This window comes from Solwaraspora sp. WMMA2080 (genome assembly GCF_027497395.1).
Classification (GTDB): domain Bacteria; phylum Actinomycetota; class Actinomycetes; order Mycobacteriales; family Micromonosporaceae; genus Micromonospora_E.
In genome coordinates this window covers 1703155-1716260 of the sequence record NZ_CP114910.1, presented here as the reverse complement: position 1 = coordinate 1716260, position 13106 = coordinate 1703155, and the positions used below count along the sequence as shown (strand labels likewise).

16 protein-coding genes are annotated in these 13106 nt (G+C 71.3%); 15 read left to right on the top strand and 1 reads right to left on the bottom strand.

The genetic code is table 11. The features are described from left to right. Positions 1-111: 111 nt before the first annotated feature. The 7 genes from pgsA to O7543_RS07695 all read left to right on the top strand — a co-directional run bounded on the left by pgsA (position 112) and on the right by O7543_RS07695 (position 5909). Positions 112-759: a phosphatidylinositol phosphate synthase gene (gene pgsA / locus O7543_RS07725; RefSeq protein WP_281554474.1), complete on the top strand. Its 648-nt coding sequence runs from the start codon at positions 112-114 to the stop codon at positions 757-759. Then, the gene (locus O7543_RS07720; protein WP_281554475.1) at positions 756-1694 is read left to right on the top strand and encodes a phosphatidylinositol mannoside acyltransferase; all 939 of its coding nucleotides are present in this window, start codon (positions 756-758) and stop codon (positions 1692-1694) included. Before pgsA ends, O7543_RS07720 begins: the two co-directional genes overlap by 4 nt. A gap of 12 nt (positions 1695-1706) precedes the next feature. Further along, the gene (locus O7543_RS07715) at positions 1707-2867 is read left to right on the top strand and encodes a glycosyltransferase family 4 protein (protein ID WP_281554476.1); all 1161 of its coding nucleotides are present in this window, start codon (positions 1707-1709) and stop codon (positions 2865-2867) included. Between the two features lie 34 nt (positions 2868-2901). Continuing rightward, positions 2902-3408 (top strand): hypothetical protein, encoded by a 507-nt coding sequence (locus O7543_RS07710; RefSeq protein WP_278168593.1) that lies wholly within the window; start codon positions 2902-2904, stop codon positions 3406-3408. 156 nt (positions 3409-3564) lie between these two features. Next, the gene (gene pdxS / locus O7543_RS07705; protein WP_281554477.1) at positions 3565-4500 is read left to right on the top strand and encodes a pyridoxal 5'-phosphate synthase lyase subunit PdxS; all 936 of its coding nucleotides are present in this window, start codon (positions 3565-3567) and stop codon (positions 4498-4500) included. 32 nt (positions 4501-4532) lie between these two features. Then, a complete protein-coding gene (pdxT, locus tag O7543_RS07700) occupies positions 4533-5129 on the top strand; it encodes a pyridoxal 5'-phosphate synthase glutaminase subunit PdxT (RefSeq protein WP_281555546.1) in 597 nt (198 codons plus the stop codon). Positions 5130-5159: 30 nt separating this feature from the next. Further along, positions 5160-5909, top strand: coding sequence for a YebC/PmpR family DNA-binding transcriptional regulator (locus O7543_RS07695; RefSeq protein WP_123601103.1), 750 nt, complete (start codon positions 5160-5162; stop codon positions 5907-5909). A 104-nt stretch (positions 5910-6013) separates the two neighbouring features. Here O7543_RS07695 and O7543_RS07690 read toward each other — a convergent pair whose 3' ends face one another. Then, positions 6014-6202, bottom strand: coding sequence for a DUF397 domain-containing protein (locus O7543_RS07690; RefSeq protein WP_281554478.1), 189 nt, complete (start codon positions 6200-6202; stop codon positions 6014-6016). Between the two features lie 173 nt (positions 6203-6375). Between O7543_RS07690 and O7543_RS07685 the strand changes: the two genes are divergently transcribed. The 8 genes from O7543_RS07685 to secD all read left to right on the top strand — a co-directional run bounded on the left by O7543_RS07685 (position 6376) and on the right by secD (position 13105). Further along, entirely contained in the window at positions 6376-6660 is a 285-nt protein-coding gene (locus O7543_RS07685; protein WP_281554479.1) for a hypothetical protein, read from the top strand. A gap of 496 nt (positions 6661-7156) precedes the next feature. Next, positions 7157-7369, top strand: coding sequence for a type II toxin-antitoxin system VapB family antitoxin (locus tag O7543_RS07680; RefSeq protein WP_281554480.1), 213 nt, complete (start codon positions 7157-7159; stop codon positions 7367-7369). Between the two features lie 212 nt (positions 7370-7581). Next, positions 7582-8154 (top strand): DUF4352 domain-containing protein, encoded by a 573-nt coding sequence (locus tag O7543_RS07675; RefSeq protein WP_281554481.1) that lies wholly within the window; start codon positions 7582-7584, stop codon positions 8152-8154. A 115-nt stretch (positions 8155-8269) separates the two neighbouring features. Beyond that, the gene (ruvC, locus tag O7543_RS07670; RefSeq protein ID WP_281554482.1) at positions 8270-8794 is read left to right on the top strand and encodes a crossover junction endodeoxyribonuclease RuvC; all 525 of its coding nucleotides are present in this window, start codon (positions 8270-8272) and stop codon (positions 8792-8794) included. Then, positions 8794-9396: a Holliday junction branch migration protein RuvA gene (gene ruvA, locus O7543_RS07665; protein ID WP_281554483.1), complete on the top strand. Its 603-nt coding sequence runs from the start codon at positions 8794-8796 to the stop codon at positions 9394-9396. Before ruvC ends, ruvA begins: the two co-directional genes overlap by 1 nt. Then, positions 9393-10499 carry a Holliday junction branch migration DNA helicase RuvB gene (ruvB, locus tag O7543_RS07660; RefSeq protein WP_281554484.1) on the top strand — a complete coding sequence of 369 codons (1107 nt, stop codon included), beginning with the start codon at positions 9393-9395 and terminating at the stop codon, positions 10497-10499. Before ruvA ends, ruvB begins: the two co-directional genes overlap by 4 nt. A 184-nt stretch (positions 10500-10683) precedes the next feature. Further along, positions 10684-10989 (top strand): preprotein translocase subunit YajC, encoded by a 306-nt coding sequence (gene yajC / locus O7543_RS07655; protein WP_281555547.1) that lies wholly within the window; start codon positions 10684-10686, stop codon positions 10987-10989. 184 nt (positions 10990-11173) lie between these two features. Next, the gene (secD, locus tag O7543_RS07650; protein WP_281554485.1) at positions 11174-13105 is read left to right on the top strand and encodes a protein translocase subunit SecD; all 1932 of its coding nucleotides are present in this window, start codon (positions 11174-11176) and stop codon (positions 13103-13105) included. The last annotated feature ends 1 nt before the right edge of the window (position 13106 follow it).

The following is a 13106-nucleotide window of genomic DNA, read 5'->3' as shown; positions in this document are numbered from 1 at the left end:
CCACACCCGCGACGCGCCGTACACAAGTCCGGCGCGCGAGGTGACCGCCACCGGTTCACGTTCGTGGCCACCGTGCCGACCCTTTCCGTCGACCGTTATCGTGGGACCGCCATGGCGAAGATCTTCAGAGTGTCCGTCCGCGCGGGCATCACCCGGGTGATCGAGCCGGTAGCCCGCGGACTGCTCGGCGCAGGGATCTCGCCGAACGCGGTCACGGTCGCCGGCACCGTCGGTGTGCTCGTCGGGGCGATCGGCTTCGGCGCCCGTGGCCACCTGATCACCGGTCTGGTGATCGTCACGCTGTCCGCCCTGACCGACGTGCTGGACGGCACGATGGCCCGGCTGCGCGGCGGGTCGAGCACCTTCGGCGCATTCCTCGACTCGAGCATGGACCGGATCGCCGATGGGGCGATCTTCGGCTCGGTGGCGTACTGGCTCGCGGTCAGCGGCAACCGGGCGGGTGCGGTCGCGGCGCTGATCTGCCTGGTCGCCGGTGGCATCGTGTCCTACGTGAAGGCGCGCGCCGAAGGGCTCGGGATGACCTGCAACGTCGGCGTCGCCGAACGGGCCGAGCGGCTGATCCTGGTCGGCGTCGGCGGCCTGCTCAGCGGCCTCGGTGTCAGCTGGGGGCTGCCGGCCGCGCTCTGGCTGCTCGCCGCGCTGTCGCTGGTGACGGTCTGGCAGCGGATCGCCCACGTGCACCAGCAGACCACCGCTGCGGCGGGTCCCCGGCAGACGGCGCAGGGCGTGGACGCGTGACCCCGGTCGAGCTGGGCTACGCGGCGGCCTGGCGGCTGATCCGGACGCTGCCCCGGCCGGCCGCCGCCGCCCTGTTCCGCGTCGGCGCCGACCGGGCGCACCGGCGCGGCGCGGCGTCGGTCCGCCGGCTCGCCGCCAACCTGCGCCGGGTGGTCGGCCCGGATCTGCCGGCGGCCGAGTTCGACCGGCTCACCCGGGACGCGGTGCGTTCGTACGCCCGGTACTGGATGGAGATGTTCCGGCTGCCGTCACTCAGTCGACAGCAGCGGCTCGCCGGTTTCCACCTGGCCGGTGCGCAGATGCTCGCCGCCAACGTGGCCGCCGGGCGCGGCTCGGTGGTGGCGTTGCCGCACGCCGGCAACTGGGACGCGGCGGGTGCCTGGGTGGCGGCCAACGACTGGCCGCTGACCACGGTCGCCGAACGACTGCGACCGGAAGGCGTATACAACCGGTTCGTCGCCGTCCGGCAACGTCTCGGCATGGAGATCGTCCCGGCCTCTGGCGGTCCCCGGCCACCGTTCGACGTCCTGATTGACCGGCTCGCCGCCGGCCACGTCGTGCCGCTGCTGGCCGACCGTGACCTGTCCGCCCGGGGCGTCGAGGTCAGTTTTTTCGGCGGCCGGACCCGGATGCCGGCCGGTCCGGCGCTGCTCGCGCTGCGTACCGGTGCCCCGCTCTACGTCACCACCATGTGGTTCGAACCGGACCGCGCACACGGCGCGTTGGACGGGCCGGTGCCGCTTCCCGACCCGTCGGTCGGCCCGCTGGACGTGCGGGTCCGCCTGCTGACCCAGCAGATCGCCGACCGGCTGGCGGTCGGTATCGCCCGCCACCCGCAGGACTGGCACATGATGCAGCGGCTGTGGCTGGACGAGCGGCCCGACCCCGACCCCGACCGGGACCGGTCGGGCAGCTCGGCCACCGGGCCGGGATGAGCGGGGGCCACCGTGCGGATCGGCATCGTGTGCCCGTACTCCTTCGACGTCCCCGGAGGGGTGCAGAACCACGTCGTCGACCTCGCTGAGGCGCTGATCGATCTCGGCCACGAGGTGAGCGTGCTGGCACCGGCGGACGAGGACGCCGCGCTGCCGCCGTACGTGGTGGCCGCCGGCCGCTCGGTGCCGGTGCCGTACAACGGCTCGGTGGCCCGGGTGAGTTTCGGCCCGGTGGTCACCGCCCGGGTCCGGCGCTGGCTCAACCGTGGCCAGTTCGACGTACTGCACGTGCACGAGCCGTTCGCGCTCAGCGTCAGCCTGCTCGCGGTGCTCTGCGCCCGGGGTCCGGTGGTGGCCACCTTCCACACCGCGATGACCAGGTCCCGGGCGCTGGCCGCCGCGCAGGGCATGCTGCAGCTGGTGCTGGAGAAGATCACCGCCCGGATCGCGGTGTCGGCGCTGGCCCGCAGGGTGCAGGTCGAACACCTCGACGGCGGCGCGGTGGAGATCCCCAACGGGGTGGCGGTGGCGAAGTACGCCAACGCCGAGCCGCTGCCCGGCTGGCCGGGTGACTGCGGTCCGGGCACCGGCGGCACGCTCGGCTTCCTCGGCCGGTTCACCGAGCCGCGCAAGGGCTTCGGTCTGCTCCGTGAGGCGTTCGTCGCGCTGGCCCCGGACCGCCCGGGCCTGCGGCTGCTGGTGGCCGGTCCGGGCCGGCCCGACGACCTGTACGCCGCCGTCCCGGCCGGGCTGCGCGACCGGGTGACCTTCCTCGGGCTGGTGTCGGAGCCGGACAAGGCCCGGATGCTGCGCAGCGTGCACCTCTACGTCGCGCCGAACATCGGCGGTGAGTCGTTCGGCATGATCCTCACCGAGGCGATGGCCGCCGGCGCGGCGGTGGTCGCCAGTGACCTGGACGCGTTCCGCCGGGTGCTCGACGACGGCCGGGCCGGGGAACTGTTCCCCACCGGTGACCCGGTGGCGCTGCGCCGGGCCGTCGCCCGGCTGCTGGACGACGCGCCGCGCCGGGAAGCGCTCGCCGGCCACGCCCGGCAGGTGGTGGCGACCTTCGACTGGCCCGCGGTGGCCCGCCAGGTGCTGGAGGTGTACGCCGCCGCGATCGAAGCCACCGATGGGCGGGTGCTCTATCAGGAGTGGGCGGAGCCACCATGATCGGGTCCACGGGGCCTACGCCGGCGGCACTACGATGCCGGGAATGCGGTGGGTGGTCGGTGTGAGCGTCGCGGTCGTCCTGCTGTCGGCGTACCTCACCTGGACCGCGGCCCGGGTGGACCGGCTGCACGTCCGGGTGGCGGCGGCCGCCCGGGCGCTCGACGCGCACCTGCTGCGCCGGGCGGCGGCCGCCGCGGTGCTCGCCGAGGAGCAGTACGCGGTGGAGCTGTACGCGGCGGCCCGGATCGCGTTGGACGCCGCGTCGCCGGAGGAGCGTGAGGCCGCCGAGAACGACCTCACCCGGCAGTTGCGGGCGACGGCGCTGACCAGCCCGGATCCGGCGACCGAGGCGGTGGTGGTGGCCAGCCGCCGGCTGGTGCTGGCCCGTCAACTGCACACCGACCTGGTCCGCGACGCGTTGCTGGCCCGCCGGCGGCCGCTGGTGCGGCTGCTGCGCTTCGGCCGCCGGCACGACGAACCCCGCTACTTCGACATCGACGATCCGACCCTTACCCGGGTGGTGGACCCGACCCGCCGATGATCGCGCCGACCCGCCCGTGACCTGGGCTCCTTGTCAGTGATCTGGGCCACAGTGCAGGCCACCGGGTTGTCGATTGGCTGTCGGTGGACCCCGCCGGCGGGCGTAGCATCCCAGTCGTACCCCCTGTCGCGCACTTCGCCGAGGAGCCGATCCGCCGTGTCCGAGACCCCCGCTGCTCAGGCCGCCGCCCCGGGTGCCGTCGCGCCCGCCTCCGTCACCGGTACCGCCCGGGTCAAGCGCGGCATGGCCGAGATGCTCAAGGGCGGCGTGATCATGGACGTGGTCACGCCCGAGCAGGCGAAGATCGCCGAGGACGCCGGGGCAGTCGCGGTGATGGCCCTGGAACGGGTGCCCGCCGACATCCGTGCCCAGGGCGGTGTGTCCCGGATGAGCGACCCAGACATGATCGACGGCATCATCGAAGCGGTCTCCATCCCGGTGATGGCCAAGGCCCGGATCGGACACTTCGTCGAGGCCCAGGTGCTGCAGGCGCTCGGCGTGGACTATGTCGACGAGTCCGAGGTCCTCACCCCGGCCGACTTCGCCAACCACATCGACAAGTGGGCGTTCACCGTGCCGTTCGTCTGTGGGGCGACCAACCTCGGTGAGGCGCTGCGCCGGATCACCGAGGGCGCCGCGATGATCCGTTCCAAGGGCGAGGCCGGCACCGGCGACGTCTCCAACGCCACCACCCACATGCGGCGCATCGGCGCCGAGATCCGCCGGCTGACCTCCCTGTCACCCGACGAGCTCTACGTCGCGGCGAAGGAGCTGCAGGCCCCGTACGACCTGGTCCGGGAGGTCGCCGAGATTGGGAAGCTGCCGGTGGTGCTGTTCACCGCCGGCGGTATCGCCACCCCGGCGGACGCGGCGATGATGATGCAGCTCGGCGCCGAGGGGGTCTTCGTCGGCTCCGGCATCTTCAAGTCCGGCAACCCTGCCCAGCGGGCGGCGGCGATCGTCAAGGCCACCACCTTCCATGACGACCCGGACGTGCTCGCGAAGGTCTCCCGTGGGCTCGGCGAGGCGATGGTCGGCATCAACGTCGACGACATCCCGGTGCCGCACCGTCTCGCTGAGCGCGGCTGGTGACCGGCGCGGCCCAGTCGGCTCCCGACGCGCGGGTGCGGGTCGGCGTACTGGCGCTGCAGGGCGACGTCCGCGAGCACCTGCGGGCGCTGACCGAATGCGGTGCCACCGCCCGCCCGGTCCGTCGCCCCGAGGAGCTGGAGCAGGTCGACGCCTTGGTGGTGCCCGGCGGCGAGTCGACCACGATCAGCAAACTGGCGGTCGAGTTCGACCTGCTGGAGCCGATCCGCAAGCGGATCGCCGCCGGCATGCCGGTGTACGGGTCCTGCGCCGGCATGATCATGCTGGCCGACGAGATCCTCGACGGCCGGCCCGACCAGCTGTCCTTCGCCGGCATCTCGATGGCGGTGCGGCGCAACGCGTTCGGCCGGCAGGTGGATTCCTTCGAGGCGCCGGTGGTCATCGACGGTGTCGACGGCCCGCCGTTCCACGCGGTTTTCATCCGCGCGCCGTGGGTCGAACGGGTCGGCGAGGACGTCGAGGTGCTGGGCCGGGTAGCCGCCGGAGCGGCCACAGGTAGGATTGTCGCGGTTCGGCAGGGCAATCTGCTCGCCACGGCCTTCCACCCAGAGCTGACCGGCGACGGTCGGGTGCACCGACTGTTCGTGGAGATGGCCGTCGCGGCAGGCTGACCCCGCAGGTGGGAAGCGACGGAGGTGCACATGTCCGGCCACTCCAAGTGGGCGACGACCAAGCACAAGAAGGCGGTCATCGACGCCAAACGCGGCAAGATGTTCGCCAAACTGATCAAGAACGTCGAGGTCGCCGCCCGGACCGGCGGGGGTGACCCGGCCGGCAACCCCACCCTGTACGACGCCATCCAGAAGGCGAAGAAGAGCTCCGTACCCAACGACAACATCGACCGCGCGGTCAAGCGCGGCTCCGGCCTGGAGGCCGGCGGCGCCGACTGGCAGACGATCATGTACGAGGGGTACGGGCCGAACGGTGTCGCCCTGCTCGTCGAGTGCCTGACCGACAACCGCAACCGGGCGGCGACCGAGGTGCGTACCGCGCTGACCCGTAACGGCGGTTCGCTGGCCGACGCCGGCTCGGTGTCGTACCTGTTCTCCCGCAAGGGCGTGGTGATCGTGCCCAAGGGCGAGCACTCCGAGGACGACGTCATGCTCGCGGTGCTCGACGCCGGTGCCGAGGAGGTCAACGACCTTGGCGAGGCCTTCGAGGTGGTCAGCGAGCCAGGTGACCTGGTCGCGGTGCGCACCGCGTTGGTCGACGCCGGCATCGACTACGAGTCCGCCGAGTCGTCCCTGGTGCCGAGCATGAACGTGCCGCTGGACGAGGACGGTGCCCGGCGGATCTTCAAGCTGATCGACGTCCTGGAGGACTGCGACGACGTGCAGAACGTCTACGCGAACTTCGACGTCTCCGACGAGATCATGGCCGCCGTCGGCTGACCGGCCAGGGCTGTTGATGCTGCCTACTGTCCGCTGGTCAGCAGCGGAAAGCCCCGGATCCCGTTGAGATGGGGCCGGGGCTTGTCGTCTGTCCGTACGCGGATTCAGCTGTGCGTCTTCGCCACCTCGACGAATCGGGACCAGACGGCCGGGTGGAAGGTCAGGGTGCCGCCATCGCGGTCCTTGGTGTCCCGGACGTGGACGCGGCCGGGAAGATTGTCGGCGACCTCGACACAGTTGCTGCTGCCGTTGCTGCGGGTCGACTTGCGCCAGCTCGGCGTGGTCACGTCCATGTATCCACTGCTTTCATGATCAGGTCGAGGCTCTGGTCCTGCGGCAGAGCATACTCCCGGATCGCTTCCCACTGATGTTCCAGCAGGTCCACCCCGGCAGGGTCCTCCACCACATCGCCAGCACCGGGCGCATCTCTCACCCCGACGGTCCGCCCAGGTCTGCAGAGTCCTCGGTGGCCGCCCGGTCCCCGGAGCTGTCCCGGGCGGTCCACGACGCGAACTCGACCGCCCGCACCCACATCCCGAACCGGACCACCGGTGAGTGCCACCGGTGCGGCGGCGTACCCGGACCCTGCCGGCCGTTCCTGCGGGCGGTCGCCATCCTGGATCGGTGGGACCCCAGTAGTGCCCGGCGGATCCGAGCCGTACTGCATCTCTCCGGGTTGATGACCGCCGGCTACCCGCACGACGACCAGGACGAGTCCGCCGAGTCGTACGGGGCGTCGGACGATGCCTGACGACGAAGCTCTGGTGTGCCCCGGTGATCTGGTGGCGCTGCGGCAGTGTGACCACGTGGACGCCGATCGCCCGGTCCGGCTCCGGGTTGAGGAGGTATGGCCGTCCCCGGAGTGGTTCTCGTGGGTGACGCTCTACGGTCGGGAGGTCAGCGACGACCCACGGCGGCACGGCAGCATCACCAGCGTGCGGGCGTACCGCGACGCGTTGCGCCAGCCCGGGGCGGTCACCAGGACGCCCGCCCCGGTGTGCGCCTACTGCCGTGAGCGACTCGCGGCGGGCAGTCCCATCATTTCCTCTGCCCCTCCTCGGGACCCAAGGCTTCCGGGTCCCAGCTGAACGCCCCCGGGGCCTAGCACTTGTTGAGCCTGATGCCACAGGTGCATCTTGATGCACCTGTGGCATCAAGCCGTCGGAGCACTGTTGGGTCCCGAGAGCCGGCACGGGCACAACGTGCACCTGCCGGCCGAGCGGAGAACCATCCCCTAGGAGATGTCCATGGCCGCGACGCACCTGCATCTTGATGAGGACCTGTTGACGGAAGCCGCTGCCGCGTTGGGCACGACCACGGAGCGGGAGACGGTGACCGACGCTCTCCGGCAGGTGGTGAGAGTAAGCCGCGAACGGCGGCGACGAGCACTGGCTGACCTGCAGGAGATCGCCGCCTCCGGTGGCTTCCACCTCGACCGCCTCGATGGACTCGACCGGTGAGACCAACTGGTCGAGACCGGAGTCTTGCGCTGCACGCCCTCGCTGCTGGGCTACGCGATCGTGGCCACGGCTGTCTGCCGCTCGGTGCCGCGCGGTTTGACAACGTCTCCTAGCGTCACGGGGACGTCAAAGATCACCTGAGCCGGCGGCTCTCCACTGTCGTGGTTCGGGTGCGCAGATCCAGTCGCAACAGAGCCGGAAACGAGGACACGATGGCCAACAGGAAACTCGGTACCGCAGTTGCCCAGATCGCCGTGCTCGGCGTACTCGGGCTCATCGCCACAGGCTGTTCATCGACGGAGGGGACGCCGTCGTCGAGCGTCGAGGAAACAGCGGCGCCGTCGCAGGCCGACGAACCGGCCGACGGCGCCGATGCCGGCGGTGACACCAGCACCGCGGCGGATCCACTCCCGTTCACCGAGGAACTCAACGGCCGCAGGCTCACCATCGAATCGTTCGGCACCTCCGCCGCCGGCTCCCCACTGTGGGAGGTCGGCGAGGGCAACGAGGTGCTGTACCTCCAGGTGAAGATCGAGAACGTCGACGCCGAACCCTGGGAGTCGAACGTCGTGCAGTTCTTCCTCCTCGACGAGTCGGACGAGACCTACGCGCCGTCCTTCTACGACGCCGAGGTCGGGGAAGCTCCGGACGCGGTCACCCTCGCCCCCGGTGATTCGGTCGAGGGGTACGTCCCGTTCGAGGTCCCCGCCGGCACCACCGGTCTGCGTCTGGAGTACGCGGTCGACCTGAGCCAGAACGCGGTCATCGACGTACAGCTGAACTGACGTACCGGCCGGGTGGCTCCGGTACGCGTGTCGGCTGTCCCGGCCCGCCGCTGGTTGGCTAGGGTGTCGAACACACGTACGTGTGGCGGCGGTGTCGGCTGGGGGAGGATCGGCGGTGCGGGTGCTCGGGGTCGACCCTGGCCTGACCAGGTGCGGGGTCGGCGTGGTGGAGGGCGTGCCGGGTCGGCCGTGCCGGCTGGTCGCGTACCACGTGGTGCAGACCGACCCGGCCGACGACCTGCCGGACCGACTGCTGCACCTCGATGAGCGGCTGACCGCCCTGGTCGCCGAGCACCAGCCGCGCAGCGTGGCGGTCGAGCGGGTGTTCAGCCAGCACAACGTGCGTACCGTGATGGGCACCGCGCAGGCCAGCGCGGTGGCCGTGCTGGCCGGCGCGCGGGCCGGGCTGCCGGTGCGGACCTATACCCCGAGTGAGGTGAAGGCGGCGGTGACCGGTTCCGGCCAGGCCGACAAGGCCCAGGTGACCGCGATGGTCACCCGGCTGCTGCGGCTGGACCGCCCGCCGCGCCCGGCGGACGCCGCCGACGCGCTCGCCCTGGCGATCTGCCACATCTGGCGAGGTGGTACGCATGACCGGCTGGCCGCCGCGCAGCGGGCGGCGCGGAGCGGAGGTGCCTGATGATCGCGAGTCTGCGCGGGGTGGTGCTGGCGGTCGCGCCGGACAGCGCGGTGATCGAGGTCGGCGGGGTCGGCCTGGCGGTGCACTGCGCCCCGGGCACCCTGGCCAACCTGCGGCCCGGCGGTTCGGCCCGGCTGGCCACCAGCCTGGTGGTGCGCGAGGACTCGCTCACCCTGTACGGCTTCGCCGACGACGACGAGAAGCAGCTGTTCGAGCTGCTGCAGACGGCCAGCGGGGTCGGGCCCCGGCTGGCGCAGGCGGTGCTGTCGGTGCTCACCCCGGACGCGGTACGTAAGGCGATCGCGAACGCCGACACGGCGGCGCTCACCCGGGTGCCGGGGATCGGCAAGAAGGGCGCCGAGCGGCTGGTGCTGGAGTTGCGGGACCGGATCGGGCCGGTGGCGGTGGGTGCCGACGGCGCGGCCGGGGTGACCGCCGGGGCGTGGCCGGAGCAGGTCCGGCAGGCGCTGGTCGGGCTGGGCTGGACCGCCGGGCAGGCCGACCAGGCGGTGGCCGCCGTGGCGGAGAGCCTGGACGGCCCGCCGCCGCCGGTCCCGGTGCTGCTCAAGCAGGCGATCAGGCTGTTGGGTAAGAGCCGGTGAGTGGCGACGTCGAGGGCCTGGTGTCGGCGTACGCCAGCGACGCCGAACGCGACGCGGAGGTCAGCGTCCGGCCGCGCCGGCTGGCCGAGTTCATCGCCCAGCACCGGGTCCGCGACCAGCTGGACCTGCTGCTGCGGGGCGCGATGGGCCGGGGCGCGCCGCCGGACCACATTCTGCTCAGCGGCCCGCCGGGGCTGGGCAAGACGACGCTGGCCAACATCGTCGCCGCCGAGCTGGGTTCGGGTATCCGGGTGACCAGCGGGCCGGCGATCGAGCGCTCCGGTGACCTGGCGGCGATCCTGACCAGCCTGGCCGAGGGCGACGTGCTGTTCATCGACGAGATCCACCGGATCGCTCGGCCGGCCGAGGAACTGCTCTACAGCGCGATGGAGGACTTCCGGGTCGACGTGGTGGTCGGCAAGGGGCCGGGCGCGACGGCGATTCCGCTGGACGTGGAGCCGTTCACCCTGGTCGGTGCGACCACCCGGGCCGGTCTGCTGACCGGGCCGATGCGGGACCGGTTCGGGTTCGTCGCGCATCTGGACTTCTACGAGTCGACCGAGCTGGAGGTGCTGCTGACCCGGTCAGCGGGGATTCTCGCGGTGCCGATCACGCCGGACGGGGCGGCGGAGATCGCCGGCCGGTCCCGGGGGACTCCGCGGATCGCCAACCGGCTGCTGCGCCGGGTCCGCGACTACGCCGAGGTGCGGGCGGCCGGGGTGGTCGACCGGGATACCGCCCGGGCGGCGTTGGCCGTGTACGACGTCGACGAGCTGGGTCTGGACCGGCTGGACCGGTCGGTGCTGACCGCGTTGATCGGCTCGTTCGGTGGCGGCCCGGTCGGGTTGTCCACCCTGGCGGTGGCGGTGGGGGAGCAGCCGGACACGGTCGAGGAGGTCTGCGAGCCGTTCCTGGTGCGGGCGGGGCTGCTGGCCCGTACCCCCCGGGGGCGGGTGGCGACCGAGGCGACCTGGCGGCATTTCGGCCGGGTGCCGCCGCCGGGAACGCTCGGCGGTCCGGCCGTGCCGGGTGTTCAGTCCCGGGCCGGTACGGCCGGCGGCATGGTGTCCAATATGCCTGATTTATTCTCAGATGAGGCTTAAACTATCTCGTGATCTGAACGTGATCCGTGCCGATCACAGAGTTCACAGTCACAGCGACTAGACTCGCCGCGGTCTGTACGGCACGTGAGATCCCGCCTCCGCAGAGCGTAACGGCGTCGCGAGTGGCTGACGAAAGGTTGTTGTTGTGTTCTTGGCGCAAGAGGGCGCGGGCGGCGCCAGCTTTATGCCCATCCTGATGATCGGCCTGCTCTTTGTCGTCATGTACTTCATGATGATCCGGCCGCAGCAGAAGCGGCGCCGCGAAGCCGAGCAGATGCAGTCGTCGATCAGCACCGGCGACGAGGTCGTCACCATCGGCGGCCTGTACGGCACCGTGTCCAGCATGGACGACGAGACGGTGATGCTCGAGGTCTCGCCCGGAGTGCACGAGCGCTACGCCCGACCGGCGATCGCCCGGGTGGTGCCTAAGACCGACGTCAGCGCGACGACCGAGTCCGCCCCGGCGGACGAGGTGCCGACCAAGGACTGAGCCACCCCGGGTCGCCAGACCCGAGTTACATCGATGATACTGATCGTTGTGTTGCCGGTCACGACCGCTCGACCTGACGGTCGCGGCTGGTACGACGACCATCCCACCGCCGCTCGCACCAGTGGCACCAACCGCTGCCGCCCGGGGCACCAGCGGCCGAACCGCGCAGGGAGACAGGACCGCCGTGGCACCACCTCAGGGACAGATGCGCCCCGGGCGGCAACTCGCCGCACTCGGGCTTATCTTCGCCGTCCTCTACCTCATGGTGTTCTTCGCCGGAGCCAGCGGCAGCTGGCAGGACCGGCTGGAGCCCAAACTCGGCCTGGACCTGATCGGTGGTACCCGGGTCACCCTGGAGGCCACCACCGAGGACGGCAGCGCGCCACCGGCCGCATCGCTCGACCGGGCCCGCGACATCATCGAGAACCGGGTGAACAGCCTCGGCGTCTCCGAGGCGGAGGTGGTCACCGAGGGCGACCGGAACATCGTCGTCTCGCTGCCCGGCCAGAACCGCGACCTGACCGAGATCGGTAACGCGGCCGAGCTGCGGTTCCGCAAGGTACTCAAGGCCACCGACGGCGGTGAGCCGATCCAGCCACAGGCGTCCCCCACGCCGAGTGAAGGTGCCGGCGAGGAGGGTGCCGACGCGTCGCCGTCACCCGGTGCCTCGCCCGACGCCGAGGCGTCTCCTGGCGCGGAGCCGTCGCCGCAGGCGGAGGCCGAGCAGAGCCCGGCCGCTGGTGGCGAGGGCGGCATGGCCCAGCCGGACCCGACCGACTCGGCCAGCCCCGATGCCAGTGTCAGCCCCAGCCCGCAGGCAAGCCCGAGCGCGTCCCCGACGCCCGCCGCCGACACCGACGGGCCGGTCGACCTCGCACAGGTCCAGGCAAAGGTCGGCGAGGCGGCCTGGGCGGCGGCGACCGGCCTGCAGGCCCCGGCCGACTTCAGCGCAGACCCGACGCTGGCCGACACCCTGGCCCCGTTCGGCGAACTGACCCCGGCGGAGATCCGGGTGCTGCCGGCCGGCGTGCAGTACAACGTGCCGTACGTGACCTGTGACAAGCTCCTGCTGCGCCAGGCTGGTTCGATCCGCGACGAGTCCCAGCAGGTCGTCGCCTGCGAGGGCCTGGTCAAGTACCTGCTGGACGAGGCGAAGGTGGTCGGCACCGACGTCAGCGACGCCAGCGGCGTGCTGGACCAGACCACCAGCCAGTGGGTGGTCAGCCTCAACTTCACCGGCTCCGGCCAGCGCGCCTGGACCGAGCTGACCCGCGAGGCGTTCAACAACACCGACCAGGAGTGCGAGGCGAGCGCGCTCGGCCAGGACGGTAAGTGCCGGGTCGCGGTGGTCCTCGACAACGAGGTGATCTCCTCACCGGAGATCCAGGGCGTGCTCACCGGCGACTCGCAGATCACCGGCGACTTCACCAGCGCCACCGCCAACGAACTGGCCAGCAACCTGCGCTACGGTGCGCTGCCGCTGACCTTCGAGCAGCAGGAGGCGCAGAGCATCTCCGCCACGCTCGGAACCGAGCACCTGCGCGCTGGCCTGCTCGCCGCCGGCATCGGCATGCTGCTGGTCGCGGTCTACTCGTTCTTCTACTACCGGTTGCTCGGCATCGTGATCTTCCTCAGCCTGATCCTGTCGGCGCTGCTGGTCTTCGGCGCGATGGTGGTGCTCGGCCGGCAGATCGGCTTCACCCTGACCCTCGCCGGAATCGCCGGTCTGATCGTCTCGCTGGGTGTGGCGGCCGACTCGTTCGTGCTCTACTTCGAACGCCTCAAGGACGAGATACGTGAGGGTCGAAGTCCACGCAGCGCCGTACCCCGGGCCTGGCTGCGCGCCCGGCGGACGATCATCTCGGCGAACGCCATCACCCTGATGGCGGCGGTCGTGCTCTACATCGTGTCGGTGGGCACCGTGAAGGGCTTCGCCTTCGCTCTCGGCCTGGCGACCGTGCTCGACCTGGTCGTGGTGTTCCTGTTCCGGCACCCGATCATGTCGATGCTGGCCCGGACCAAGGCGTTCCTGTCTCCCCGGGTCAGCGGCCTCGGCCGCGCGGTGAAGACCGAGGACGAGACCCCGATTCGCAACCCGCGCGTCAAGGAGGCCTGAC